Source organism: Polynucleobacter sp. AP-Ainpum-60-G11 (genome assembly GCF_018688375.1).
Classification (GTDB): Bacteria; Pseudomonadota; Gammaproteobacteria; order Burkholderiales; family Burkholderiaceae; genus Polynucleobacter.
This window is the reverse complement of the sequence record NZ_CP061318.1, coordinates 838,101-862,964: the sequence shown is the minus strand read 5'-3', so window position 1 is coordinate 862,964 and position 24,864 is coordinate 838,101. Positions and strand designations below refer to the sequence as shown.

Below are 24,864 nucleotides of genomic sequence, written 5' to 3'. Positions count from 1 at the left end.
CTCTTACAAATCAAGGAGAAGACGTGAAGGATCTTCCAACGCATCCTTCATTGCAACCAAACCAAGCACTGCCTCGCGACCGTCAATAATGCGATGGTCATATGACAAAGCCAAGTAGTTAATTGGACGAATTACGATTTGTCCATTCTCAACCACCGCACGCTCTTTAGTAGCGTGAATACCCAAGATTGCTGACTGTGGAGGATTAATAATTGGGGTAGAAAGCATAGAGCCAAATACGCCGCCGTTAGAGATTGAGAATGTGCCGCCAGTTAAATCCTCTAATGACAACTTACCTTCGCGAGCCTTAACGCCAAACTCAGCGATCTTCTTCTCAATATCAGCCAAATTCATTTGGTCAACGTCACGCAGAATCGGAACCACTAAGCCACGTGGTGAACTAACGGCAATACCGATGTCAAAGTAACCGTGGTAAACAATATCGTTGCCATCAACAGATGCATTCAACAATGGGAATTTCTTCAGCGCATGAGTAGCCGCTTTAACGAAGAAAGACATGAATCCTAATTTCACGCCATGGACTTTTTCAAACTGATCTTTGTACTTGTTACGCATAGCAATTACTGGTGCCATGTTGACTTCATTAAAAGTAGTCAAAATAGCGTTGTTTGCTTGTGACTCGAGCAAACGCTCAGCAATACGAGCACGTAAACGGCTCATTGGTACGCGCTCTTCTGGGCGATCACCCATTGGAATTGGCGCACTTGGCAGTGCAGCAGATTTTGCACCACCGGCAGAAGCATTTAGCGCATCACCTTTAGTAATACGACCATCACGTCCGGAACCAGCAACTTGACCAGCGTCGATATTTTTCTCAGCAAGGATTTTTGCGGCTGAAGGTGCGGCTGCTGCACCGGTTGATTTAGCAGCTGGCGCAGCTTTGGCAGGCGCGGCTGCTGGAGCTGCTGCAGGTGCTGGAGCGGCTGCGGCAGCGGGAGCAGCAGAAGCAACGGCTGTGCTATCAATCTTTGCGATTAACTGCTCAGCAACAACAGTACCACCGTCTGCGATCACGATTTCTGTGAGAACCCCAGCAGATGGTGCTGGAACTTCCAACACCACTTTATCTGTTTCAATTTCAATCAAAATTTCGTCTTGACCGACGGCATCGCCGACTTTCTTTTTCCATTGCAACAAAGTAGCTTCAGCTACTGACTCGGAGAGTTGGGGAACTTTAACTTCAAAAATAGCCATGATTAATCCTATTTAGTGTTTGTATATTGAGTGACGTCTACGATTACTTCGTAATGACATAACCCTTTAATTTTGCGAATGCTGCAGTAAGAAGTGACTTCTGTTGTTCTTGATGGAGATGGGCATATCCACAGGCTGGTGAAGCTGATGCTGGACGACCTGCATATGCCAACTTCATGCCTTCAGACATGTTCTCCAAAATATTGTGCTGAACAAAGAACCAGGCACCTTGGTTTTGTGGCTCGTCTTGACACCACACGACCTCTTCTAGGTTTGGATACTTCTTCAACTCAGCAGTCAATGCCTTGTGTGGGAACGGATAAAGCTGTTCCAAGCGAATAATCGCCACATCTTCAAGTTTTTTCTCGGTACGCGCTTTAGCAAGGTCGTAATACACCTTACCGGAACACATGACTAGGCGAGTTACCTTCTTACCGTCAATACTGTCATCGCGCTCCGGCAGAATGGTTTGGAAACCACCCTTCGTGAACTCGGTTAACGGAGAAGCAGCTTCTTTGTTTCGTAGCAAAGATTTTGGTGTCATCAAGATCAGCGGCTTGCGGAACTGACGAATCATCTGACGACGCAATACGTGGAAGATTTGCGCTGCAGTCGTTGGCTGAATTACCTGCATATTGGTATCAGCACATAACTGCATGAAGCGCTCTAAGCGGGCAGATGAATGCTCTGGCCCTTGACCTTCATAACCATGAGGCAACATCATGACCAGGCCGTTTGCACGACCCCACTTGACTTCGCCTGAAGCAATAAATTGGTCAATCACTACCTGAGCGCCGTTAGCAAAATCACCAAACTGAGCTTCCCAAATAGTCAAAGTATTGGGTTCTGCTGCCGCATAGCCATACTCAAAACCAAGGACAGCCTCTTCTGACAAGATCGAGTCAATCACCAAGAATGGGGCTTGATCTTTGGCCACATGCTGAAGCGCAATGTAAGTACCGGTATCCCATTTCTCGCGGTTCTGGTTATGAAGAACGGCATGGCGATGGGTAAAGGTACCGCGACCACTATCCTCGCCAGACAAACGCACCGGATATCCACTTGCAACTAAGGATGCGAAAGCCATATGCTCACCCATACCCCAGTCAATATTCGCTTCACCACGACCCATCGCGGCACGGTCGTTATAAACCTTAGCCACTAATGGATGCGCTTTGAAGTCTTCGGGAATAGTAGAAATCTTCTCGGCCAAACGCTTCCACTCAGTTAATGGAATAGCGGTATCCGCTTCGTCAGTCCATTTCTTATTTAAGAATGGTGACCAATCTACTGCGAACTTGCCTTTGAAATTACTCAATACAGGATCTGAAGTTTGCTTACCGGCATCCATTGCGGCGCGGTACTCTTTCACCATCAAATCACCAGTGCCGGCAGGCAATACACCTTGAGCTTCTAACTTATCAGCGTAGTACTTGCGTGTACCAGGGTGAGCGGCAATAATTTTGTACATCAACGGCTGCGTCATCGCCGGAGTATCTTGCTCGTTATGGCCTAGTTTTCTGAAACAAACAATATCAATCGCTACATCTTTGTGGAACTGGCTGCGGAACTCAACCGCCAACTTCGTTGCCAACACCACCGCCTCAGGATCATCGCCATTCACATGCAATACCGGCGCATCAATCACTTTCATGATGTCGGTGCAATACAAGCTTGAACGCAAGTCGCGTGGATCTGATGTGGTGAAACCAATTTGGTTGTTAATCACAATGTGAATCGTGCCACCAGTGGAATAGCCGCGAACTTCTGCCATCGCCAAAGTCTCTTGCATTACGCCCTGACCTGCGATCGCAGCATCACCGTGAACCAACACTGGCATTACTTGCTCACCCAGTAAATCACCACGGCGCTCCATACGAGCACGGGCTGAACCCTCAACCACTGGGTTCACGATCTCTAAATGGGATGGATTAAATGCTAACGACAAATGCACTGGGCCAGCTGGAGTAGAAATATCGCTTGAGAAACCTTGGTGATACTTCACATCACCTGCAGGCAATGTCTCTGGACCTTTGTGCTCAAACTCAGCAAATAAATCTGTAGGCATCTTGCCCAAGGTGTTTACCAGTACGTTCAAACGACCGCGGTGGGCCATACCAATTACGATTTCTTGAACACCCTTAGCGCCTGCCTCACGGATCAACTCATCCATACAGGCAATGAAACTTTCACCACCCTCAAGAGAAAAGCGTTTTTGGCCAACATACTTGGCTTGAAGGTAACGCTCCAAACCTTCCGCCGCAGTGACGCGGTCTAGGATCTGGCGCTTTTGATCTACATTGAAATGCGGGGTTGAGCGAATGGACTCTAACTTCTCTTGCCACCACTTTTTAATCTTTTGGTCAGCAATAAACATGTACTCAGCGCCTAAAGTGCCGCAGTAGGTTTGACGCAATGCTTGCAATAAATCACGCAAAGTCATTTCGTTCTTGCCGAAGAAGGTATTGCTGGTGTTGAAGACGATATCCATATCGCCATCACCAAAGCCATAGAAAGCTGGATCTAATTCTGGAATATCGGGGCGCTCAGTGCGCTTCAAGGGGTCGATATCTGCCCAGCGATTGCCGACGTTACGATATGCCGCGATCAACTGCTGAACAGCTACACGCTTGCGACCCATGGCAGAGTCCGCTGAATCAGCAGAGACTGTGCGAATAGGGCCTTGCTTAGCGCGCTCAGCAAAGGAAGCAACAATGGGTCCATGGGCAATATCAGTTCTGGACGAACCGTCGACCGCAGGAATTTGCTTCACATTATCAAAATAATCTCGCCAGTGATCAGCTACAGAAGCTGGATCGTGCAAATAGGATTCGTAGAGTTCCTCTACGTAGGGGGCGTTTCCACCGAAGAGATAGGAATTATCTCTTTGATCCTGCATCATGATGCTCACCTTTCATCGGGTTTCCCGAATAAAAACTGTGGTTAAAACCATTCGCTCTGCGGCTTAACCGCTTTACGAATTGATCTGTGCGAATACTCTTACAACAGTGCTAATTTAACACGATTACCCATTGATTCATAAAGGGCTTTCCCTGATTTAGGGGGTTTCAGGGGTATTTCCCTATTTAGCCGCTGAATAAGAATTTTCCTACTCAGATTTAAACCCCTCCCGACAGATTCCAATAGATTTGATTCGTATTCTCTAAATCTTCAAATGAATTAATGAGATTAAGAATATATGAAAGCTATTACCCCAGATTTGGAATATCTAAGTACTCGTCAAAGCGCCAAAGTATTAAAGGTGTCGCTAGGCACAGTCCAGAAAATGGTTGAATTAGGCGAATTAATCGCCTGGAAAACTCGCGGGGGCCATCGTCGCATCCTGGCTAGCTCACTTGATCAACAGCTCGCCCGCCGCAAAAGGGCTATGCGCCAAAAAAGCACCCAAAACTGTATTGCCATGGGGATATTCAGGAGAGTTGAAAATAGCCATGAATTAATTGAATCTATTCAATACTGGCAATTAAAAGTAGATATGGAGGTATCTGTAGACAGTCTTGAGGGCCTCATGAAGGCTGTTTCTATTACCCCAGACTTAATATTCCTAGATGCACTGATCCCTCCAGTTGAGCAGGTACACTTAATACATTATCTTAGTAAAAACAAGGACACACAGCGTATTCCTATATTAGTAGATGAAGGATTTATACGCCTTCACCCTGGGGTTATGGGTCTAGCAGATGAAAATACAGTGGGGGTGAGATCGCGATACCCTGAGGCACTGCAGGAAGAGCTTGAAAACGGCTTAATTGATCAAAATCCACTCATTATTGGCTATCCAGCAACCAATCCAGAGCTAGAAACAGTCTTAGGAGACAAAAATCGACACGAACTCTTAGAGCCTATATTTATTCAGGCACTCAATAGAAAGTGCGCGTAGCAGCACTCATCGATCACAAAAAATAAAGGCCGCTCAATTTGTACTGAGCAGCCTTTTTTTGATAATTAAGTCTAACTAAATCAATAACTTATATCAAGAAGTTACTACGATCTCTACCCTCAATCCATTTTGGAGCCTTACCGCGACCTGTCCAAGTATCGCCAGTAGCTGGGTTACGGTACTTAGGGGCAACCTTGCCACTAGTGCTTCGCGCACCAGCCTTACGACTAAATAGGTCTGATGCTGTTAGATCGTACTGTTCAATAATGAGTTTGGCCTTAGCAATACCATCAGCCTTTTCACGTAGAACCGCTTCTTTAATCTGTTTATCCAACAACTCGCGTTGGGCTAAAAGCTCTTTATAAGAAGACATGTATTAATTTCTCCGAATATTAGTTTTATGGAATAACAAAGAATTAGTTATTCCTGAATCTTTATTATATACAGATATTAATTTATTAGGGTATATATTTAAATACAGCCTATATCCGCCTTTAAATAAGGCTTTTTAAACCTTTTTAATTTAATTAATCAACATAATCATTATAAATACTATATTTATTGAGGATATAAAAAGCTTATCTCCGTAGCATGAATGTACCGCTGGATTTAGCCGTAACCTCACCCGCCTCATTCAAAACCACAGCCTCGCAGTAATTAATTGTTTTCCCAGACTTCAAAACGCTGCCCTCCACTACGATCTTGCCCACGCTCGGACGCAGAAAACTCACGCTCATATCAATTGTCATGGCGCCAAGGGGCTGATCTATAGTGCTGCGAGCGGCTGCGCCCATCGCAAAATCCAAGAGCGTCATCACAACACCGCCATGAGCAATATGGAAACTGTTTTCAAACTCTGGCTTGATGACCAAACTAATGCGAGATTTTCCGCCTTCAGCATACTCAGGCACCACACCTAAGTGAGCTAAAAATGGAATGGTTAGACCAAAATAAGTAATGTCGTTTGAGCTGGATGTCATGGCAAGTGTGAAATTGAGGTGATGGTCGGGGCGAGAGGATTTGAACCTCCGACCACATGCACCCCATGCATGTACGCTACCAGGCTGCGCTACGCCCCGACGAGAAACAAAATTGTATCAGTAACTATTTGGAGAGAATTTGCAAAACAGCCTGCAACTCATCGCGCAAGCGAAGCTCACCACGAGCTTCTTCTAGGCGATTTCTAGCTCCACTGATGGTGAAGCCTTCTTCATATAAAAGCGCCCTAATCTTACGGATTAGAACAACCTCATGATGTTGGTAGTAGCGACGATTGCCCCGGCGCTTTTGAGGGCTTAACTGGGTAAATTCTTGCTCCCAATAACGGAGCACGTGAGAGCGGACACCGCAGAGGTCAGAGACCTCACCAATGGTGAAATAACGCTTAGCGGGGATTGGGGGGAGCTGCGAGCTCAGCAGCACCGACCCAGCATCAAATGCTGTTTTCTCGAGCATGTGACTCAACTACGTCCTTGAGCTTTTGACTTGCATGAAAAGTTACAACGCGACGAGCTGCAATCGGAATCATTTGACCGGTCTTAGGGTTGCGACCTGGTCGTGCAGATTTATTGCGCAACTGGAAATTACCAAACCCAGAAATCTTGACCTCAACACCAGTCTCTAGCGACTGTCCGATGCGATCAAAGAAAGCATCGATCATGTCTTTAGCTTCACGCTTATTCAGGCCAACTTGATCAAAGAGGGCTTCCGAGAGCTCATTCTTGGTAACGGTATCGTTGCTAACTAATTCATTCATGGCGGAAGTCTCTTCTTGCTCTAACTGTGACTAATATTAAACCTAGCGCAGACGAGCTGCACATTTTTTCTCAAGGGCTGCTAATAAGGCTGCCATCACTGGCTCAATTTGTGCATCCTGCAAGGTTTCCTGAGGATTTAACAAAGTTACACGGAAGGCTAAACTCTTTTCATCATCAGCCATGCTACTTGATCCGGCTTTAGGCTTGAACTCATCAAATAGCTCAATCGCTTTAACAAAGTTCTGCTTAGTTGCCTTCATAGCATCCAACAAATCTTGTGCAGAGACGGCCTGCTTCACTACAACCGCCAAGTCACGCTGCACTGCAGGAAACTTGCTGAGCTCTTCCGGCTGCGGAATACCCAGATCGCGAATCGCCTCTAAATCCAATTCAAATAGTACTGGCGCTTGAGGTAGCTCATAAGCTTGTTGTAAGCCAGGATGCAACTCACCAATCCAGCCAATATTTTTCTTACCTGATGGGGTAAGTAATTGAATTTGTGCGCTACGGCCAGGATGTAAGGCGGGATGGACTGCAGCCTCAGTCGTGAAATGCAATGGATCGAGCACACGCTCTAAATCACCCTTCACGTCGAAGAAATCAACTGTACGATCAGCGCTTGCCCACTGCTCGGGGACAAATGAACCGTAAGCTAAACCTCCAACTTGCTGCGGCTGATGAAAGCCCACCACCTTGCCGGCCTCTTCTTGCGCATTGGAATCTCGCCTAAAGACGCGACCCGTTTCAAATAAACGTACACGGCCAGCACCGCGATTCAGATTGGACTTGAGATTACCCAGTAAACCACCCCAGAGATTGCTCCGCATCACGCCATACTGACTGGCAATCGGATTAAGCACGGCAATGAGATCTTTATCTGTAGCAGAAGCTAAACGTTGCTCGCTCTCTAAATCAGTAAAACCAAAGTTGACCGCCTCTTGATAACCCTGCAGAGCCAAACGTTGGCGCAATAAATGAACGCCGCGTTTTGCTTCAGCTTTAGCACTCATCTTCAAAGAAGAGACAGGCGGCACATCCGGAATATTTTCAAAGCCGTACATACGTGCGACTTCTTCAATAAGATCTTCTTCAATTTCAATATCAAAGCGATAGCTTGGAGGCGTAACGACAAATGTATCGCCCTCTTGTTTGTATACAAAACCTAAGCGCTTGAACACATCTGCCACAACTTCAACAGTCAGGGGGATACCAATAACCTTCATGGCACGAGCCAAACGCATGCTCACCGGTTTACGCTCAGGAATGGCTAATATCTGATCATCAATTGGGCCAACTTGACCACCACACACCTCAGCGATCAAGGCGGTTAAGTACTCTAAGCAATGAGCCGTATTTTGTGGATCGACGCCACGCTCAAAACGATGTGCCGCATCCGTACTGAAATTAAAGCGACGGGCACGACCTTGAATCGCCGCAGGCTGCCAATAGGCCGCTTCAACATAAATATTTTTAGTGTCATCGGTGACTGCACAATGATTGCCACCCATGATGCCAGCTAATGCTACGGGACCATTTTGATCGGCAACTACGCCAGCCTCTTGAATCTTGCCAGCAGAATCCGGGCCTTGCAAAGTGACTGTCTGGCCATTTAATAGCTCGAGACTTTCGCCAGACTTTGCCCAACGAACAGAGATGTCGCCAGTCAATTTATCAATGTCAAATACGTGGGTTGGCTGGCCCATTTCTAACATGACGTAGTTAGATAAATCCACTAAAGGAGAAATGCTTCTTTGACCCGCATTGCAAAGTCGTTGAATGATCCAATCTGGTGTTTCAGCTTTTGGATTGACGCCACGAATCACGCGACCAGCAAAACGACCGCAAAGATCAGTGCTTTCAACCGTAACTTTGAGCTTGTCTTGCATAGAAACATCAACAGGGGTCCACTTGGGTACACACAATGGAGCACCAGTAATGGCTGACACTTCACGCGCCATCCCCATTAGAGACAAACAATCCGCTTTATTAGGAGTCAACTTAATCACAAAGATCTGATCATCCAGACTTAAATACTGACGAATATCTTCGCCAACTGGAGCATCTGCAGGTAACTCCAAAATACCTTCGTGATCATCACCAAGACCAAGCTCGCGACCAGAGCACAACATCCCCTGGCTTTCGACACCACGTAACTTACCCACTTTGATCATGAATGGTTTGCCACCCACTTCTGCTGGTGGCAATTCAGCGCCAACCATGGCGCAAGGGATCTTGATACCTGCACGCGCATTCGGCGCACCGCAAACAATTTGTAACTCTTGGCCAGTTCCTGCGTCGACCTTGCAAACGCGCAAGCGGTCTGCATCAGGATGCTGCTCAGCAGAAAGAATTTGTGCAACCACAATCTTGGTAAATGGAGGCGCTACTGAATGCTGCTCCTCCACCTCAAGCCCAGCCATAGTCATTGCATGACCTAATGCATTGCTATCGAGCGAAGGATTTACATATTGGCGTAACCAAGATTCAGAAAATTGCATATGCGCTATCTACTATTGGAAGGTTGGCAAATTAAGCCGGAAATTGCGCTAAGAAACGGAGATCGTTCTCAAAGAAAAGACGTAAATCATCAACGCCATAACGCAACATCGTCAAGCGCTCTAAACCAGAGCCAAAAGCAAAACCGGTATAGCGCTCTGGATCAATGCCCATATTGCGTAATACATTAGGATGAACCTGCCCTGCCCCAGAAATCTCTAACCAACGGCCAGCTAGCTTACCGCTACCAAAGGCCATATCAATTTCAGCTGAAGGTTCAGTGAATGGGAAATACGATGGGCGGAAACGAACCTGTAACTCATTCGTCTCGAAAAAAGTTCTCAAGAAATCGGTATACACACCCTTGAGATCGGCAAAGGAAACGCTCTCTGCAATCCACAAGCCTTCAACCTGATGAAACATCGGTGAATGGGTAGCATCGCTATCAACACGATATGTTCTACCCGGTGCAATCACTTTGATTGGTGGCATCACATCAGCATTGGCGTACTTCTTGACATGCTCACTCGCATAACGAACCTGAATCGGGCTGGTATGGGTGCGCAATAACAAAGGCTTTCCATTGGAATCTTTACCATCGATATAGAAGGTGTCCTGCATGGAACGTGCAGGATGATTCTCCGGACTATTTAAGGCGGTGAAGTTAAACCAATCAGTCTCAATTTCAGGGCCATCTGCAACATCAAAACCAATGGAGCGGAAGATCTCTTCAACACGCTCCCAGGTGCGCATCACAGGATGCAAGCTACCTACTGCTTGGCCACGGCCAGGCAAAGAGACGTCAATTGATTCCGCCGCAAGACGTTGTAGCAATACGGCATCAGCCAATGCTTGGCGACGCTCTTGTAATGCAGCTTCTACTTGGGTTTTGATTTGATTAATTTGGGCGCCAGCACTCTTGCGCTCATCAGGCGACATTCCACCAAGCGCTTTTAGACGCTCAGTGAGAACACCTGATTTACCGAGATACTTGGCTTTCGCGTCCTCTAAAGCCGCCGCATCGGCAGCTCCGAGGAAATCACGTTTAGCATCCTCGACAATGTGGTCGAGAGAAACCATTGCAGCTTAGTTATTAAATAAACTAAGAATTAAGCTGCAGCGCTTACTACGGATTTGATCCGAGTAACCAAAGCAGCAAAAGCCGCTTTGTCAGCAATGGCCATATCGGAAAGCACTTTGCGGTCGAGTTCGATCGCAGCTTTCTTCATGCCATTCATGAATACGCTATAGGTCATGTCATGCTGACGAACTGCCGCGTTGATACGAGCAATCCACAATGCGCGGAATACACGTTTCTTATTGCGACGGTCGCGATACGCATATTGACCAGCACGCATAACTGCTTGCTTAGCAATACGGAATACATTTTTACGACGTCCACGATAACCTGTTGCGGCATCGGTGATTTTCTTATGACGGGCTCTTGCTGTAACCCCACGTTTGACTCTTGGCATTTATTTCTCCTAATCTAGTCTGAGGTTAAGCGTATGGAAGCATGGAGCGAATTGACTTAACGTCTGCCTTCGCAACTTCCGTGGAACCACGGAGGTGACGCTTGTTCTTTGTGGTCTTCTTGGTGAGGATGTGGCGTTTAAAAGCCTGGCCTCGTTTGATCGTTCCGCCTGCGCGAACCGTGAAGCGCTTTTTAGCGCTACTCTTGCTCTTCATCTTGGGCATAAAGCACCCCTTCAATTGCTTGTGCAACATAGGTGGTAACCGACGGTTACGCTTCCTGTACCTAGAAGCACTTCAAACTACCAGAGTCTTGCGACTCCTCCCTACATAAGAACCAGGTAGAACCTAGTTACTTAGCCTTACGAATGGGAGCCAATACCATCACCATCTGGCGGCCTTCCATCTTTGGAAACTGTTCTACTTGACCATATTCAATCAGGTCTGCCTTCAAACGCTCCAACATTCTGACTCCGATTTCTTGGTGGGCCATTTCACGACCCCGAAACCGCAGCGTAATCTTTGTCTTATCGCCATCTTCCAAAAAGCGGATTAGATTGCGTAGCTTCACACCATAGTCACCATCATCTGTGCCAGGACGGAATTTCACTTCCTTCACCTGAATCACTTTTTGCTTGAGCTTAGCTTCATGCAAACGTTTGGCTTCTTGGTACTTGAATTTGCCGAAGTCCATGATCCGGACTACAGGTGGCACAGCTGTCGGAGCAATTTCAACCAAATCGGTCTCTTTCTCTTCTGCTAAAGCCAGGGCTTCACTCAACTTAACTACACCGATGGGTTCTCCATCCAGTCCAATCAGACGCACTTCAGGAGCAGTAATCTCCCGGTTTATGCGCTGCGATTTATCAGTAGCGATCTTCTTAATTCCTTTAAAAAAACAATAAAAACCATTCCACCCCTAGCTAGGCTCGGGTCCGACTTTCTGGGAAATATCCTGCTGGAGTCGGGCAACGAAGGCATCAAGAGGCATTACGCCTAAATCCACTCCGCCACGGGCACGAACGGCCACCGAATTACTTTCTGCTTCTTTATCCCCAACAACTAACAAAAATGGGAGCTTCTGTAATGCGTGCTCGCGTATTTTATACGTAATTTTCTCATTCCGCAAATCCGATTCGACTCTAAACCCTTGTTTTTTCAGAGATTGCTGGACTTTTTGTGCATATGCAGCGGAATTGTCAGAGATATTCAGGACTACAGCCTGGGTCGGGGCAAGCCAAACTGGCATGTTTCCGGCATGGTTTTCGATCAAAATGCCGATAAAACGCTCTAAAGAGCCCACAATTGCCCTATGAAGCATCACTGGAGCCTTACGGGTGTTCTCTTCGGTGACATATTCCGCACCTAAACGGGCCGGCATCGAGAAATCTACTTGGATTGTGCCGCACTGCCAAGTGCGTCCAATGGAGTCCTTGAGGTGATATTCGATCTTTGGACCGTAAAAAGCACCTTCGCCTGGCAATTCTTCCCATTCTTGGCCTGAAGCAGTCAAGGCGCCACGTAAGGCGGCCTCGGCTTTATCCCAAATCGCATCGTCACCAACGCGCTTTACAGGGCGTAAGGCTAGCTTGACGGCCACTTCAGTAAATCCAAAATCTTTATAGACATCACGAACTGCTTTATCAAATGCAGCTACCTCTGACTGAATCTGATCTTCTGTACAGAAAATATGGCCATCATCTTGCGTAAAGCCACGCACGCGCATCAAGCCGTGCAATGCGCCCGATGGTTCATTACGGTGACACTGACCGAACTCACCGTAACGCAATGGCAACTCACGATAGCTATGTAAGCCCGAGTTAAAAATCTGCACATGCCCTGGGCAGTTCATCGGCTTTAATGCATAAGCACGATTCTCTGACTCGGTCGTAAACATGTTTTCTTTGTAGTTATCCCAGTGACCAGACTTCTCCCACAATCCTCGATCGAGAATTTGTGGGGCCTTCACCTCTTGATAGCCTTCGCGCTGATAAACACGACGCATGTACTGCTCAACCTCTTGCCAAATGGACCAGCCTTTTGGATGCCAGAAAATTAAACCAGGTGCTTCGGGTTGAAAGTGAAATAAATCCAAGAACTTGCCGAGGCGGCGGTGATCGCGCTTCTCAGCCTCTTCGAGCATATGCAAATGGGCATCTTGGTCTTCTTTTTTCAACCAAGCCGTACCGTAGATTCGTTGCAGCATCTCATTCTTGCTATCGCCACGCCAGTAAGCACCAGCAACGCTCAGAAGCTTAAATACCTTGAGCTTGCCAGTAGATGGTACGTGTGGTCCACGACACAAGTCGGTGAACTTGCCTTCTGCATATAAAGATACGTCCTCACCTTGCGGGATGCTGGAAATAATTTCTGCTTTGTAGTTTTCGCCTTGATCTTTAAAAAACTTCACCGCTTCATCACGAGGCATCACTGTACGAATGACTGGTTCATCTTTTTTAGCCAACTCAGCCATCTTCTTTTCAATCGCCACCAAATCTTCTGGTGTGAATGCACGATGAAATGAAAAGTCGTAATAGAAGCCGTTATCGATTACCGGCCCAATAGTGACCTGCGCTTCTGGGAAGAGCTCTTTCACTGCATATGCAAGCAAATGTGCTGTGGAGTGACGCACGATTTCCAGAGCCTCTGGGCTTTTATCGGTAATGATGGCCAGTTGACTATCTTTGTCGATAACGAAGCTGGCATCAACCATCTTGCCGTCGACAATGCCTCCGAGGGCAGCTTTGGCAAGACCGCTACCAATGCTTTGAGCAACATCGAGAACACGCACGGGAGCATCAAACTCACGTTTAGATCCATCTGGCAGAGTAACTACAAGCATGACCACCCCATCTTATTAAGATTCAGCCGATTGACTGATGTACTGCATAACATCCACCAAAAAGAAAGCGCGGGAGCTTTTCGGCAACCGCGCACTTTTTGGGTCTTTATTCGTTGGTAGGCTCGATTGGACTCGAACCAACGACCCCCACCATGTCAAGGTGGTGCTCTAACCAGCTGAGCTACGAGCCTATATAGCCATAGAGTTTATCACCGGCGGCGCACTTGGGTCACGCCTTTGACCTCTTCAAGACTGTTTTGAACCAAACGTAAGGCTTCTGAGTCTTTAATTTCCACAGTCAATAGGATTTGAGCCAGGCCCCTCTTTGCGGATTTACGCAAATCAATCACGTGAACACCCTGGCGAGTCAATATTTCAAACAACTCGCGCATGAGCTCAGGACGGTCTAAACCAGTTACTGCTAAATCTGCAGGGAAGACACGCTTAGCGTCATTTCCAATCGTAGGTTCAACACCAGACTCATTCCAAGCGGTCTGAATCACACGCTCAGGAGCTCGCTCTAGCAACCCTCTAAAAGTTTTGCAAGATCGACGATGAATAGACACGCCACGACCTTGGGTCACAAAACCCGCAATGGCGTCGGGAGGTACCGGTCTACAGCAACGCGCCAACTGGGTGAGCAAAGAATCTACCCCCACCACCAAAACATCGCCCGCTTGACCCTGCTTACGAGTGCTTTGCTTGAGAATAATCTCTGGAGTTGGAGCAGCCGCCTTGGCTTCAGGCTTTTGCTCGGCTTTGGTATCGGCAGATTTAGCGCCAGCCTCTTCATCGTCCAATGCATTAAACCAAGTCCGCACACGCGTGCGGGCACGCTGCGAGCGCAAGTAGTTACGGTTCGCGCTAATCCAATCTCGTGAGGGTCCGCCATGCTTCACAGCAATGATTTCAATTGTTTGACCATTCTGCAATGGCGTATCTAATGGAACCATTGCGCCATCAACTCGAGCGCCACGACAGCGATGACCGAGATCGGTATGAACCGCATAAGCAAAGTCGATTGGGGATGAGCCCTTCTCCAAGGAAATCACTTTTCCTAATGGGGTGAGAACATAAATATGATCATCAATCTCGTGATGTTTGAGCTGCTCCCAAGCATCTTCTTTCCAAGAGATGAGCTGTCTAGCCCATGCAATTTGGCGCTCGTAGGCTACTGCTGCACTATGAGTGCCAGTTTGATGACTGGGGTTTGGAGAACTTGAAGCATTCGATGTGGGCTTGTTTTTTGGCGGTGTTGCAGCACCAATATAAGCACCCTCCTTGTAACGCCAGTGTGCAGCCAAGCCATACTCAGCCTGTTGATGCATTTCATTAGTACGTACTTGAATCTCAAATGCGGTGCCATGCTCATCCATCACCACCGCATGCAAGGATTGATAGCCGTTAGGTTTAGGACGCGCAATGTAGTCATCGAACTCGCGTGGGACAGGTTGCCACACGTTATGCACTATTCCTAAAATAGCGTAGCAAGATTTAACATCAGCCACTAAAACTCTGAATGCTCTGACGTCGTAGAGATTGGCAAAATCCAGTGACTTGCCCTGCATCTTTTTCCAAATACTGTAGATGTGCTTTGGGCGACCCTGAACTTCACCCTGAATATGAGCAGCAGTTAATTCTTCCTGGAGTTTTCTGACTATCTGCTCAATAAAAAACTCACGCTCAATACGCTTGCCATCCAACATCTTGGCGATATCACGATAGGTTTCTGGAGATAGCACTCGAAACGCCAAGTCTTCCATCTCCCACTTCATTTGCCAGATACCTAGGCGATTAGCCAATGAGGCATCAATATTTAAAATCTCTTGCGCCCAGGCCTTTGGCATCTCCATTTTTTCATGGGTAATCCATCGCAGTGTTTGAAGGCGAGAAGCAAGATAAATAAGGACTACACGTAAGTCATCACCAAAAGCGAGCAACATCTTTCTAAGCATTTCTTCCTGCCCAGAGATGCTCAGACCACCATCATTACGAACTAGCTTTGCCTGTGCTTGCCTGAGACCGCGATATCCAATCAGGAGTTTGGCTGACTCATCACCAATGAGCTTAGTGAGCGCCTCTTTGCCATGGGTACGAGCAATATTATTTGCGGCGATTAGCGTAGCTTCATCCAAGTGAAGCTGCTTGAGAATGCTGAGTACGCCAGCAGCATGATCTTCTGAAGGCTCACCATACCAGCCATCAATAATTTTGATACTCTCAGATGCATTACCAGCATTTGACATGGGCGACTAAAATCCTTAGCTAAAGAATTCTTTTGCTAATGCAACTTGTTCTGGCTTCACAAAAGCAGGTGCATGCCCCACTCCTGGAATTTCAATACTCCGAATATGAGGATTGACCCTGCACATCTCCGCTACAGTCTTGGCTGACAACAAATCCGATTCGCCACCACGAACAATCAACATCGGAATGTGAATTTGTTTAAAGGCGTGCCACATAGCCATCTCCCCTGCCTTTGCCATGATTGGATTGACGGAGGCAAACGGTACAGAAATATCTGGGTCATAGTGCATAACCCAGAGACCATCCTTTTGTACCAGCATTGGTCCGTTATAAACCTCCCACTCTTCAGGAGTATGACTGCCAAAAGATGCGCAAATCTCATTCAAACGTTGCAGAGCATCGGGGCGCTCTTTGAATACAAATGGCTGACCAACGTAAGAGCCGAGACGCTTAATAGCCTCAGGTTCAATGCGTGGACCCACATCATTAATCAACATACGACGAATTGGATTCTTAGGCATCGAGGCATAGACCATGCCAATGAGACCACCCATTGAGGTACCAAACCAATCTACTTGCGCAACACCCAACTGTTTGATCAGGCTCGCCATATCTGCGACGTACTGTGGGACTGCGTATAGCATGGGGTTCTTTAATCGATCAGAATCTCCTCGCCCGACGACATCAGGACACACAACATAGTAGTCATGACTCATGGCCTCAGCCAAAGTTTTGAAATCACTACCCCTACGGGTTAGACCATGAACACAAATTAATACTTTTGAGTTGGCGGGATTACCCCAGGCGTGATACGCCATTCGATGCGGACCATCAGGACTAGTGCAGGTAACAAAAAAAGTATCGCCCCGATGGATGACATCTGATTGCTTAATCTCTTCATTGAGCTGCTCATCGTGAGTATGCTCATCGACCATACCCGCAACCTCTGGCTGCAGAGTCACATGATCAATGCCATGCTTATTAAGCAACATCACATTAATGCGCGACATGATTTCTGGCCACTCAGACATCTGAGCAATCTCAATATGTCCAATCAGCGCAGGAAAACTAGGCGTCATTTCCCAAACATGTAAGTCGTGAACCGCCAAGACACCTGGAACCTTTTTTAAATCACTACCAACTTCCAAGTAATCAATATGCAGTGGAACGCCTTCCATTAAGAAGTGATAAGACTCACGCAAGATCGAGAAAGTAGATTTAAGGATCAATAGAGAAACAAAAATTGAAAGTAAAGCATCGGCTGGCATCCAGCCGGTAAATTGAATGACGAGACCCGCAATCAACGCACCAACTGATCCCAAGAGATCACCCATCACGTGCACTAGAGCGGCGCGGGTATTCACACTCTTTCTGTCATGTGAGAGAACCCACGCAACTAAGATATTCATGAGCAAGCCGACGGCGGCTACTACCGTGACAGTCAAACCATCTACTTGATGGGGCGTGAAAAAACGCGTTAGCGCTTCACCAACAATCCAGGCCACCAAGGCCAACATAGCAATACCGTTGACAAATGCAGCGAGCGCCTCTGCTCTGCCAAAACCAAAAGAATGTTTTGGCGATGGCGGTCTTCTAGCAATAATTTGCGCCAAGAGCGCCAGACCCAATGCGGCTGCGTCCGTCACCATGTGACCTGCATCTGAGATTAAGGCTAGCGATCCAGCAAAGTAAGCGGCGGCAGCTTCAACCCCAGAAAAGCCAAGAGTCAAAACTAAAGCAATCAGCAATAGATTCTGATTAGATACTTCCTTAGCATGGGAGTGCTTTGCATCACCCTGCTTGTGTGCGTGAAGGGAATGATCTACAACGCTCATATAAGGGTCTTTAGAAATAGAAATGGGGTCATCGACCCCATTATTTCACTATCCAATGAAAAAGGTTAGAAACCTGATGTATCTACAGGGGCGCCTGTTTTGGATACGACTTCTTCCTTGCTCACGCCGGGAGCTAGCTCAACTAACTTTAAGCCCTTAGGCGTGATATCAAGCACACAAAGATCAGTAATGATGCGGCTAATTACACCTACGCCAGTCAACGGCAACGTGCACTTAGGCAAGATCTTGATTTCTTCAGTGCCATCTTTTTTCTTGGCAACGTGCTCCATCAAGACAACCACATGCTTTACTCCCGCAACTAAATCCATAGCGCCGCCCATACCCTTGACCATCTTGCCTGGAATCATCCAGTTGGCCAAGTCGCCATGCTCGCTTACCTGCATAGCGCCTAAAATGGCGATATTGATTTTTCCACCTCGAATCATTCCAAATGAATCTGCAGAAGAAAAGATAGAAGAACCTGGCAAGGTAGTAATTGTTTGCTTGCCTGCATTAATCAAATCCGCATCAATGGTTGCTTCGGTTGGAAATGGACCAATGCCCAGTAAACCATTTTCAGACTGGAGCCATACTTCCATTCCTTCTGGAACATGGTTAGCCACTAGGGTTGGCATACCAATACCCAAATTAACGTAGTAGCCATCTTTTAACTCTTTAGCAGCACGTGCTGCCATTTCATCTCTATTCCAAGGCATATCGATCTTCCTAAATAACTATTCTGTAAGTGCAGCTAAGTAATATTTCTTAAGCCACTGATAAAGTGCGTTGCTCAATACGCTTCTCGGGCGTAGTGTTGAGTACTAGACGATGCACGTAGATACCCGGCGTATGAATTTGATCAGGATCCAATTCTCCGTTCTCCACAATCTCTTCAACCTCAGCAACGGTAATCTTGCCAGCCATAGCAACTACTGGATTGAAGTTGCGGGCGGTGTAGCGATATACCAAATTACCTGATTTATCAGCCTTCCATGCTTTTACAAGTGAGATGTCAGAGACAATTGCGCGCTCCATGATGTAACGCTCGCCATCGAATTCTTTTTCTTCTTTGCCTTCTGCAACTAAAGTACCCACACCAGTTTTGGTATAGAAAGCAGGAATACCACAACCACCTGCACGTAACTTCTCAGCAAGAGTTCCTTGCGGAGTAAATTCCAGCTCAAGCTCACCAGCTAAAAACTGACGTTCAAATTCTTTGTTCTCACCTACATAAGAAGCCACCATCTTCTTTACCTGCCTTGAATTCAAGAGCAAGCCCAAACCAAAGCCATCCACCCCTGCGTTATTGGCAATTGCTGTTAGATTTTGTGCGCCTAGGTCCTTAACTGCCTGAATCAAAGCCTCAGGAATGCCACATAAACCAAAACCGCCAACGGCGAGCTTTTGGCCATCCTTCAAGATATCCCGTAAGGCATCAACAGCTGATGGGTAAGTTTTATTCATAAATTCGTCCTAATATTGCCAAAAAGGGTAAAAAAGCAATCATAACGCTTTAGCCTCTTAAGCCCATTGGCATTGGGCACTAACTTGGTTTATTTAGCTTGGAACTAAACTATAGGTGTAGTTTTAGGCTGAGAAAATGGCAGAAATGCTAAAAATAGCTTGTGCACCCTATCGATAAGTAATGCCGGAGAAATGAAATGACTGCCCAAGAATTGCTAGAACAGTTTGGACCTAGAGAATCCATGGACTATGACCTGGTCATTGTCGGAGGTGGTCCTGCAGGCCTATCCGCAGCCATTAAAGCTAAACAATTAGCCAATGAATCCGGCAAAGAGATTAGCGTCTGCGTTCTTGAAAAGGGATCCGAAATCGGTGCGCATATTCTGTCTGGTGCGGTCATGGATCCCAAGGCACTCACAGAGCTCTTTCCCAACTGGAAGGAGTTAGGTGCGCCACTCGATACAGAAGTGTCTCAAGATGAGTTTTTATTTCTGACCAAAGAAAGTGCATTCCAAGTACCCAATTGGATGCTCCCACATTGCTTCAAGAATGAAGGTAACTATATTGTTAGCTTAGCCAATGTCACTCGCTGGCTCGGTCAACAGGCCGAGAATCTTGGCGTAGAAATTTTCCCAGGTTTTCCTGCAGCAGAAATTCTCTACAACGAGCAAGGCGCTGTTTGTGGTGTGATTACTGGCGCAATGGGTCTGGATAAAGAAGGTCAGCCCACCGATCAATTTCAGCTTGGTATGGAATTGCGTGCCAAGTACACCCTCTTTGCCGAAGGTTCACGAGGACATTTAGGCAAGCAACTGATTGCTAAGTTTGCGCTCGATAAAGATGCTGACCCACAAAGCTACGGTATTGGCATTAAAGAGTTATGGGAAGTTGAACCTTCGAAGAGCAAGCCTGGACTAGTGGTTCATACCGCAGGCTGGCCACTAGAAAGTGATACCTATGGTGGATCATTCCTGTATCACTTAGGTGATAACAAGGTTGCGGTGGGTCTTGTAGTTGGGCTCTCTTATAAGAACCCTTACCTCTCGCCCTTTGAAGAGTTCCAACGCTATAAGTTACATCCAAAGATTCGCGAGACTTTTGAAGGCGGTAAGCGCTTGGCCTACGGTGCACGTGCACTCACTGCAGGCGGCCTAAATAGTTTGCCTAAAACCGTATTTCCGGGTGGCGCATTGATTGGTTGTGACGCTGGCTTCTTAAATGCATCACGCATCAAAGGAAGTCATGCTGCCATCAAGACCGGCATGCTTGCTGCAGAAGCTGCTGTTGCAGCACTGGCTGATAACCGCTCTGCTGATGTGCTTTCCGCATATCCCAGTGCCTTTAAGAATAGTTGGTTACATACCGAACTCAATCAAGCACGTAACTTCAAGCCATGGATGTCTAAAGGGCTCTACATTGGTACCCTGATGGTTGGATTGGAGCAAAAGCTCTTAGGTGGCAATATGCCTTGGACGATTCATTTAAAGCATGCAGATCATGAATGCCTCGAACCAGCAGCACAACATCAAGCAATTGATTATCCAAAACCTGATGGCAAGATTACTTTTGATAGGCTTTCCTCGGTATTTATCTCCAATACCAATCATGCTGAAAATCAACCCATCCATCTCACCTTAAAAGATGCATCGGTACCAGTGAACCTGAATCTCAAAACCTATGCGGGACCAGAGCAACGTTACTGTCCTGCTGGCGTCTATGAGTATGTCGAAAAAGAGGGTCAAGCACAGTTGCAAATTAATTCGCAAAACTGCGTGCATTGCAAAACCTGTGATATCAAAGATCCAAGTCAGAACATTATTTGGATTACCCCTGAAGGTGGTGGTGGTCCTAACTACGGTTCAATGTAAGGGTAGTTGTTTTAAGTCTTTGGTTAATTAGCCGGGTAGTGGCGAGGACGTAGTTTCCCAATCGCCATACCGGCTAGACCACAAGCTAAAGCTGACATCACAAATACGTTGCGTGGCTGAGTAGCATCCCATAACCAGCCAGCAACTAAGCCGCCTAGCGTTCCACCTAAGCCATAAGATACGGTTGCCATTAAGGCCTGACCTCGCGCCTGTAGCGGGCCGGTAAACCAACGTTGCAATAACTTGGTAGCAGCACTGTGGTGCGCGCCAAAAGTGCCAGCATGCATGAGTTGCGCCAAAATCAGGACCCAGGTCACTGGGAAAAAAGCGATCAAAATAAATCGGAAGACACCGATACCAAAAGCGATTTGTAAAACCACTGCAGCATCTAAGCGACTGAGTACTTTACTTTGGAAATAAAAGAAAATGACTTCAGCTCCAACTCCTAGAGCCCAGAACAAACCGATCTGGAACTTGTCGTAACCCAGATCCGCTAAGTAGAGTGAATAGAACACATATAGAGCGGCATGTGCAAAGATCATAAAAAAACCAGAGAGCAAGAACCAGCGCACGTCCGGATTAAATAAAACAATGAGAAGTTCGCCTTTGACCATCTTGCGGCGTTCCATCTTCGGCTCGTGTAAGCGAAAGGTAACTAAAGCCAAGAAGGTCAATATCACCGCGCCCACAATCGGATAGAGCTCAATCCCTTTTCGCTGAAAGAGTTCGCCCGCAAATAAAACCATGGCAATAAAACCAATTGAACCCCATAAACGTAAACGGCCATAGCGCTTATCAAATGAATTATCTTTAAATAGAGCATGTACTGTGGCTGACTCACCCAAGGGCATCAAGCTGCTGAGGATAGTGTGCAACACAAACATCCAAATAAAGAATGCGATATAGCTTTGCAGAAAAAAGATGCATAAGAAAGTCACTGCTGCTAAGCACGCACAGAAGCGAATAATGCCAATGCGATCGGATAAATAATCCGATAACCATCCCCAGGAAAATGGGCCTACGATCCTTGTAATTTGCAGCATGGACATTAAAACTGCAATCTCAATTACGCTAAAACCACGCTCAAGAAAAAAGAGGCTGGCGTATGGAGAAACCAAACCAACGTAAGCAAAATATAAAAAGAAAAAGGACCCGAAGGCCCAACGCACTGAAGGTGTCATTTTCTTTTTCTTAGATTAGTCTGTAGCTGAGCCAGGACGTGATGCTGGTATTGGTGGAACGGTATGTTTCACATCGCCACATTGAGCACGATGACGCAATGCGTGATCGATCAATACCAAAGCCAACATAGCTTCGGCAATCGGCGTTGCCCGAATACCTACGCAAGGATCATGACGACCCTTGGTTTGCACAGTAATCGGCTTGCCATCCAAATCAACCGATTCTTTTGGGCTCAAGATGCTGGAAGTTGGCTTAATTGCAATCGAGACACGTAAATCTTGACCAGTGCTGATGCCACCTAAAGTGCCGCCAGCATTGTTGCTAGCAAAGCCATCAGGGTGCAACTCATCACCATGCTCACTACCGCGTTGTGCAACGGACTTAAAGCCAGCACCAATCTCTACACCCTTAACCGCATTGATACCCATCATGGCATGCGCAATATCGGCATCCAACTTATCAAATAAAGGCTCACCCAATCCAATGGGAACGTTGCGCGCCCTCACCTCGATCTTTGCCCCACAAGAATCCCCTGCCTTACGCAGTGAATCCATATAAGTCTCTAGCTGAGGCACGATATCGGCATTCGCAGCAAAGAAAGGATTGCTCTCAATGAGCGCCGCATCTTGAAATGGAATTTCAATCTCACCAAGTTGGCTCATGTAGCCATAAAACTCGGTACCGTATTGCTCTTTAAGCCACTTCTTAGCAATTGCTGCTGCTGCCACTACTGGCGCAGTCAATCTTGCTGAAGATCGCCCGCCACCGCGAGGATCACGCAAACCATATTTATTGTGATATGCGTAGTCCGCGTGGCCAGGTCTAAATGTTTGCAGAATGTTGCCGTAGTCTTGGCTGCGTTGATCAGTATTGCGTATGAGCAAGCCAATTGGGGCACCGGTAGTTTTACCTTCGTAAACACCTGAGAGAATTTCAACCTTGTCGGCTTCTTGACGTTGGGTCACATGACGTGATGTGCCAGGTTTGCGACGATCTAAATCAATCTGCAAATCTGCTTCACACAAGGACATTCCAGGAGGGCAACCGTCAACAACAGCGCCGATCGCGGGACCATGGGATTCACCAAAAGTGGTGACAGTAAAGAGAAGGCCTAAAGTATTTCCTGACATATCGACATTATGTCATTTGTCAGGGCCTACAGGTCAGGCTGCCTAGGAGGACGCCTTTGCAGTCTCTTCTGGCCAGTCGCGAATATAGGCCTTGAGCATAGTGTTTTCGAAATCCTGGGCCTCGACAACCGATTTGGCTACGTCGTAGAAAGAAATCACACCCATCAGCATTTTTTGATCAATGACTGGCAGATAGCGGGCATGCTCAACAAGCATCATCCGGCGTACTTCATCAATCTCGGTTTCCATATTGCAAGTCAGCGGCTTAGCATTCATCACGCTTTGCACTTTAAGGTCGTCTAACTTACCGCGATGTTTAGCTAATGCGGCGATCACCTCACGGAATGTCAGTATGCCAACGAGCTTGTCGTACTCCATCACTACCAAAGAGCCGATATCGTGCTCACTCATGACCATGACGGCAGTTTGCAAGGCAGTGTCTGGCGCCACTGTAAATAGTGTGCTGCCCTTTACGCGCAATATGTCACAAACCTTCATTTGATCTCCAGCAATGAGTTCTTATAGAAACAATATATTCCCAAGCCCCAAGGGAATCAAGGGTCATTTGAGGTATTTCAGTAACGAATAACCCTAACCACCCCACTCCGAATACTAGGAAGGTTGGCCACCAGTACGGCTCCAGCCAAGGTAATCCACCAGGTGAGATAAATCCAAGTAAGCGCTAAAGGAAAGATGGCAAAAGCGCCGTAGACGGTTTTATAGAAGGCCACATTAGTTAAAAAGAGACCAAAACCAAACTTCATTAATTCAAAAGTTAATGCAGCAAAAAAGGCTCCGCTCATGGCATCGCTCCATAGAATTTGGGCGTATGGAAGCATCTTGTAGGCCACTGAGAATACAGACATCGCTAGAAGCACCGGTACCACCGTGGCAAATAAGCTCAAGCCAAAGCTCAAGGTCTCCGTCCACCCTTCTGCAGCACTAAACAAAAGACCGCTCAAATAGGTCCCAATACCCAAGAGAATGGGGCCCAAAATGGTTGCTGCCGAGTAGATCGCAATCTTCTTCAAAATAGGTCGACGTTGGGTAACGCGGAAGATCTGATTGAAAGCATTCTCGATCACCGCCATCGTCATAATCGTAGTAATGACCAGACCTGCTAAACCAATTAAGGTCAAGCCTTTGGCTTGGGTCGAAAATTGATCAAGATAATTGAAGACCTGCTGATTTAATCCGCCTGGCATGTAGGTATCAAGTAACCAGGCCTGGAAAGCATATTTAATCCGGACCACGCTTGGCAAATAGCCGATCAGAATAGAAGCTACCGTCAGCATTGGCACCAGAGCGAGCGTAGTCGTAAAGGCCAAACTAGCCGCAACTTGCTTAAGATTTTGACCGCGATTACGCTCCCAGATCTCTTTTCCAAGAGAGAGCCATAATTGAGGATTCTGAATGAGGCGCATCGCCCATATCATAAGAGATAAGAGATCAAT

The 24,864-nt window shown here is 46.8% G+C and carries 22 protein-coding genes and 2 tRNA genes; 2 read left to right on the top strand and 22 right to left on the bottom strand.

Annotated elements, in window-relative coordinates; translation table 11 throughout:
• Positions 1 to 3: 3 nt before the first annotated feature.
• Both odhB and FD971_RS04475 read right to left on the bottom strand, forming a co-directional pair.
• Positions 4 to 1,215, bottom strand: coding sequence for a 2-oxoglutarate dehydrogenase complex dihydrolipoyllysine-residue succinyltransferase (odhB, locus tag FD971_RS04480; protein ID WP_215334902.1), 1,212 nt, complete (start codon positions 1,213 to 1,215; stop codon positions 4 to 6).
• A 43-nt stretch (positions 1,216 to 1,258) separates the two neighbouring features.
• Entirely contained in the window at positions 1,259 to 4,117 is a 2,859-nt protein-coding gene (locus tag FD971_RS04475; RefSeq protein WP_215334900.1) for a 2-oxoglutarate dehydrogenase E1 component, read from the bottom strand.
• Between the two features lie 297 nt (positions 4,118 to 4,414).
• Here FD971_RS04475 and FD971_RS04470 point away from each other — a divergent pair, with 297 nt between their 5' ends.
• Positions 4,415 to 5,116 carry an excisionase family DNA-binding protein gene (locus tag FD971_RS04470; protein ID WP_215334898.1) on the top strand — a complete coding sequence of 234 codons (702 nt, stop codon included), beginning with the start codon at positions 4,415 to 4,417 and terminating at the stop codon, positions 5,114 to 5,116.
• A gap of 88 nt (positions 5,117 to 5,204) precedes the next feature.
• On the opposite strand, the gene FD971_RS04465 is transcribed toward FD971_RS04470, so the two are convergent.
• The 16 genes from FD971_RS04465 to FD971_RS04390 all read right to left on the bottom strand — a co-directional run bounded on the left by FD971_RS04465 (position 5,205) and on the right by FD971_RS04390 (position 19,230).
• On the bottom strand, positions 5,205 to 5,489 hold the full coding sequence (locus tag FD971_RS04465) for an H-NS family nucleoid-associated regulatory protein (RefSeq protein ID WP_215334896.1): 285 nt from the start codon (positions 5,487 to 5,489) through the stop codon (positions 5,205 to 5,207).
• A gap of 205 nt (positions 5,490 to 5,694) precedes the next feature.
• Positions 5,695 to 6,096, bottom strand: coding sequence for a PaaI family thioesterase (locus tag FD971_RS04460; RefSeq protein ID WP_215334894.1), 402 nt, complete (start codon positions 6,094 to 6,096; stop codon positions 5,695 to 5,697).
• Positions 6,097 to 6,118: 22 nt separating this feature from the next.
• Positions 6,119 to 6,195: transfer RNA gene (locus tag FD971_RS04455), tRNA-Pro, on the bottom strand.
• Positions 6,196 to 6,220: 25 nt separating this feature from the next.
• The gene (locus FD971_RS04450) at positions 6,221 to 6,571 is read right to left on the bottom strand and encodes a MerR family transcriptional regulator (protein ID WP_215335194.1); all 351 of its coding nucleotides are present in this window, start codon (positions 6,569 to 6,571) and stop codon (positions 6,221 to 6,223) included.
• A complete protein-coding gene (locus FD971_RS04445; RefSeq protein WP_215334892.1) occupies positions 6,549 to 6,872 on the bottom strand; it encodes an integration host factor subunit alpha in 324 nt (107 codons plus the stop codon). The genes FD971_RS04450 and FD971_RS04445 overlap by 23 nt, the downstream gene beginning before the upstream one ends.
• A 42-nt stretch (positions 6,873 to 6,914) precedes the next feature.
• The gene (gene pheT / locus FD971_RS04440) at positions 6,915 to 9,371 is read right to left on the bottom strand and encodes a phenylalanine--tRNA ligase subunit beta (RefSeq protein ID WP_215334890.1); all 2,457 of its coding nucleotides are present in this window, start codon (positions 9,369 to 9,371) and stop codon (positions 6,915 to 6,917) included.
• A 31-nt stretch (positions 9,372 to 9,402) separates the two neighbouring features.
• Complete coding sequence (gene pheS / locus FD971_RS04435; RefSeq protein ID WP_215334888.1) at positions 9,403 to 10,449, bottom strand: phenylalanine--tRNA ligase subunit alpha; 1,047 nt, start codon at positions 10,447 to 10,449, stop codon at positions 9,403 to 9,405.
• Positions 10,450 to 10,478: 29 nt separating this feature from the next.
• Positions 10,479 to 10,844 (bottom strand): 50S ribosomal protein L20, encoded by a 366-nt coding sequence (gene rplT, locus FD971_RS04430; protein ID WP_015421011.1) that lies wholly within the window; start codon positions 10,842 to 10,844, stop codon positions 10,479 to 10,481.
• 25 nt (positions 10,845 to 10,869) lie between these two features.
• On the bottom strand, positions 10,870 to 11,067 hold the full coding sequence (gene rpmI, locus FD971_RS04425; protein WP_011902674.1) for a 50S ribosomal protein L35: 198 nt from the start codon (positions 11,065 to 11,067) through the stop codon (positions 10,870 to 10,872).
• Between the two features lie 127 nt (positions 11,068 to 11,194).
• Entirely contained in the window at positions 11,195 to 11,719 is a 525-nt protein-coding gene (gene infC, locus FD971_RS04420) for a translation initiation factor IF-3 (protein WP_215335192.1), read from the bottom strand.
• 42 nt (positions 11,720 to 11,761) lie between these two features.
• Positions 11,762 to 13,684 carry a threonine--tRNA ligase gene (gene thrS / locus FD971_RS04415; RefSeq protein ID WP_215334886.1) on the bottom strand — a complete coding sequence of 641 codons (1,923 nt, stop codon included), beginning with the start codon at positions 13,682 to 13,684 and terminating at the stop codon, positions 11,762 to 11,764.
• Between the two features lie 114 nt (positions 13,685 to 13,798).
• A tRNA-Val gene (locus FD971_RS04410) sits at positions 13,799 to 13,875 on the bottom strand.
• Between the two features lie 18 nt (positions 13,876 to 13,893).
• Complete coding sequence (locus FD971_RS04405) at positions 13,894 to 15,930, bottom strand: bifunctional (p)ppGpp synthetase/guanosine-3',5'-bis(diphosphate) 3'-pyrophosphohydrolase (RefSeq protein WP_215334884.1); 2,037 nt, start codon at positions 15,928 to 15,930, stop codon at positions 13,894 to 13,896.
• A 15-nt stretch (positions 15,931 to 15,945) separates the two neighbouring features.
• Positions 15,946 to 17,766 (bottom strand): alpha/beta fold hydrolase, encoded by a 1,821-nt coding sequence (locus FD971_RS09975; RefSeq protein WP_215334882.1) that lies wholly within the window; start codon positions 17,764 to 17,766, stop codon positions 15,946 to 15,948.
• Positions 17,767 to 17,831: 65 nt separating this feature from the next.
• Positions 17,832 to 18,482 carry a CoA transferase subunit B gene (locus tag FD971_RS04395; protein ID WP_215334880.1) on the bottom strand — a complete coding sequence of 217 codons (651 nt, stop codon included), beginning with the start codon at positions 18,480 to 18,482 and terminating at the stop codon, positions 17,832 to 17,834.
• Positions 18,483 to 18,531: 49 nt separating this feature from the next.
• The gene (locus FD971_RS04390) at positions 18,532 to 19,230 is read right to left on the bottom strand and encodes a CoA transferase subunit A (protein ID WP_215334878.1); all 699 of its coding nucleotides are present in this window, start codon (positions 19,228 to 19,230) and stop codon (positions 18,532 to 18,534) included.
• A gap of 197 nt (positions 19,231 to 19,427) precedes the next feature.
• On the opposite strand from FD971_RS04390, the gene FD971_RS04385 reads away from it, so the two are divergent.
• Positions 19,428 to 21,098 (top strand): electron transfer flavoprotein-ubiquinone oxidoreductase, encoded by a 1,671-nt coding sequence (locus FD971_RS04385; protein WP_215334876.1) that lies wholly within the window; start codon positions 19,428 to 19,430, stop codon positions 21,096 to 21,098.
• Between the two features lie 23 nt (positions 21,099 to 21,121).
• Here FD971_RS04385 and FD971_RS04380 read toward each other — a convergent pair whose 3' ends face one another.
• The 4 genes from FD971_RS04380 to FD971_RS04365 form a co-directional block, all read right to left on the bottom strand.
• Entirely contained in the window at positions 21,122 to 22,279 is a 1,158-nt protein-coding gene (locus tag FD971_RS04380) for an MFS transporter (protein ID WP_215334874.1), read from the bottom strand.
• A 15-nt stretch (positions 22,280 to 22,294) separates the two neighbouring features.
• A complete protein-coding gene (aroC, locus tag FD971_RS04375; RefSeq protein ID WP_215334872.1) occupies positions 22,295 to 23,410 on the bottom strand; it encodes a chorismate synthase in 1,116 nt (371 codons plus the stop codon).
• 42 nt (positions 23,411 to 23,452) lie between these two features.
• Positions 23,453 to 23,908, bottom strand: coding sequence for a CBS domain-containing protein (locus tag FD971_RS04370; RefSeq protein WP_215334870.1), 456 nt, complete (start codon positions 23,906 to 23,908; stop codon positions 23,453 to 23,455).
• 77 nt (positions 23,909 to 23,985) lie between these two features.
• A complete protein-coding gene (locus FD971_RS04365; RefSeq protein ID WP_215334868.1) occupies positions 23,986 to 24,834 on the bottom strand; it encodes a YihY family inner membrane protein in 849 nt (282 codons plus the stop codon).
• Positions 24,835 to 24,864 lie beyond the last annotated feature (30 nt).

What these genes read in the sequence shown, in the direction of transcription:
- FD971_RS04395 (WP_215334880.1), bottom strand. Translation starts at nt 18,482, where the DNA reads ATGCCTTGGAATAGAGATGAAATGGCAGCACGTGCTGCTAAAGAGTTA.
- FD971_RS04465 (WP_215334896.1), bottom strand. Translation starts at nt 5,489, where the DNA reads ATGTCTTCTTATAAAGAGCTTTTAGCCCAACGCGAGTTGTTGGATAAA.
- aroC (WP_215334872.1), bottom strand. Translation starts at nt 23,410, where the DNA reads ATGTCAGGAAATACTTTAGGCCTTCTCTTTACTGTCACCACTTTTGGT.
- FD971_RS04475 (WP_215334900.1), bottom strand. Translation starts at nt 4,117, where the DNA reads ATGATGCAGGATCAAAGAGATAATTCCTATCTCTTCGGTGGAAACGCC.
- rplT (WP_015421011.1), bottom strand. Translation starts at nt 10,844, where the DNA reads ATGCCAAGAGTCAAACGTGGGGTTACAGCAAGAGCCCGTCATAAGAAA.
- FD971_RS04405 (WP_215334884.1), bottom strand. Translation starts at nt 15,930, where the DNA reads ATGTCAAATGCTGGTAATGCATCTGAGAGTATCAAAATTATTGATGGC.
- pheT (WP_215334890.1), bottom strand. Translation starts at nt 9,371, where the DNA reads ATGCAATTTTCTGAATCTTGGTTACGCCAATATGTAAATCCTTCGCTC.
- FD971_RS04380 (WP_215334874.1), bottom strand. Translation starts at nt 22,279, where the DNA reads ATGACACCTTCAGTGCGTTGGGCCTTCGGGTCCTTTTTCTTTTTATAT.
- thrS (WP_215334886.1), bottom strand. Translation starts at nt 13,684, where the DNA reads ATGCTTGTAGTTACTCTGCCAGATGGATCTAAACGTGAGTTTGATGCT.
- FD971_RS04370 (WP_215334870.1), bottom strand. Translation starts at nt 23,908, where the DNA reads ATGAAGGTTTGTGACATATTGCGCGTAAAGGGCAGCACACTATTTACA.
- pheS (WP_215334888.1), bottom strand. Translation starts at nt 10,449, where the DNA reads ATGGTTTCTCTCGACCACATTGTCGAGGATGCTAAACGTGATTTCCTC.
- FD971_RS04470 (WP_215334898.1), top strand. Translation starts at nt 4,415, where the DNA reads ATGAAAGCTATTACCCCAGATTTGGAATATCTAAGTACTCGTCAAAGC.
- rpmI (WP_011902674.1), bottom strand. Translation starts at nt 11,067, where the DNA reads ATGCCCAAGATGAAGAGCAAGAGTAGCGCTAAAAAGCGCTTCACGGTT.
- FD971_RS04390 (WP_215334878.1), bottom strand. Translation starts at nt 19,230, where the DNA reads ATGAATAAAACTTACCCATCAGCTGTTGATGCCTTACGGGATATCTTG.
- FD971_RS04460 (WP_215334894.1), bottom strand. Translation starts at nt 6,096, where the DNA reads ATGACATCCAGCTCAAACGACATTACTTATTTTGGTCTAACCATTCCA.
- FD971_RS04445 (WP_215334892.1), bottom strand. Translation starts at nt 6,872, where the DNA reads ATGAATGAATTAGTTAGCAACGATACCGTTACCAAGAATGAGCTCTCG.
- FD971_RS04365 (WP_215334868.1), bottom strand. Translation starts at nt 24,834, where the DNA reads ATGCGCCTCATTCAGAATCCTCAATTATGGCTCTCTCTTGGAAAAGAG.
- FD971_RS04450 (WP_215335194.1), bottom strand. Translation starts at nt 6,571, where the DNA reads ATGCTCGAGAAAACAGCATTTGATGCTGGGTCGGTGCTGCTGAGCTCG.
- FD971_RS04385 (WP_215334876.1), top strand. Translation starts at nt 19,428, where the DNA reads ATGACTGCCCAAGAATTGCTAGAACAGTTTGGACCTAGAGAATCCATG.
- FD971_RS09975 (WP_215334882.1), bottom strand. Translation starts at nt 17,766, where the DNA reads ATGAGCGTTGTAGATCATTCCCTTCACGCACACAAGCAGGGTGATGCA.
- odhB (WP_215334902.1), bottom strand. Translation starts at nt 1,215, where the DNA reads ATGGCTATTTTTGAAGTTAAAGTTCCCCAACTCTCCGAGTCAGTAGCT.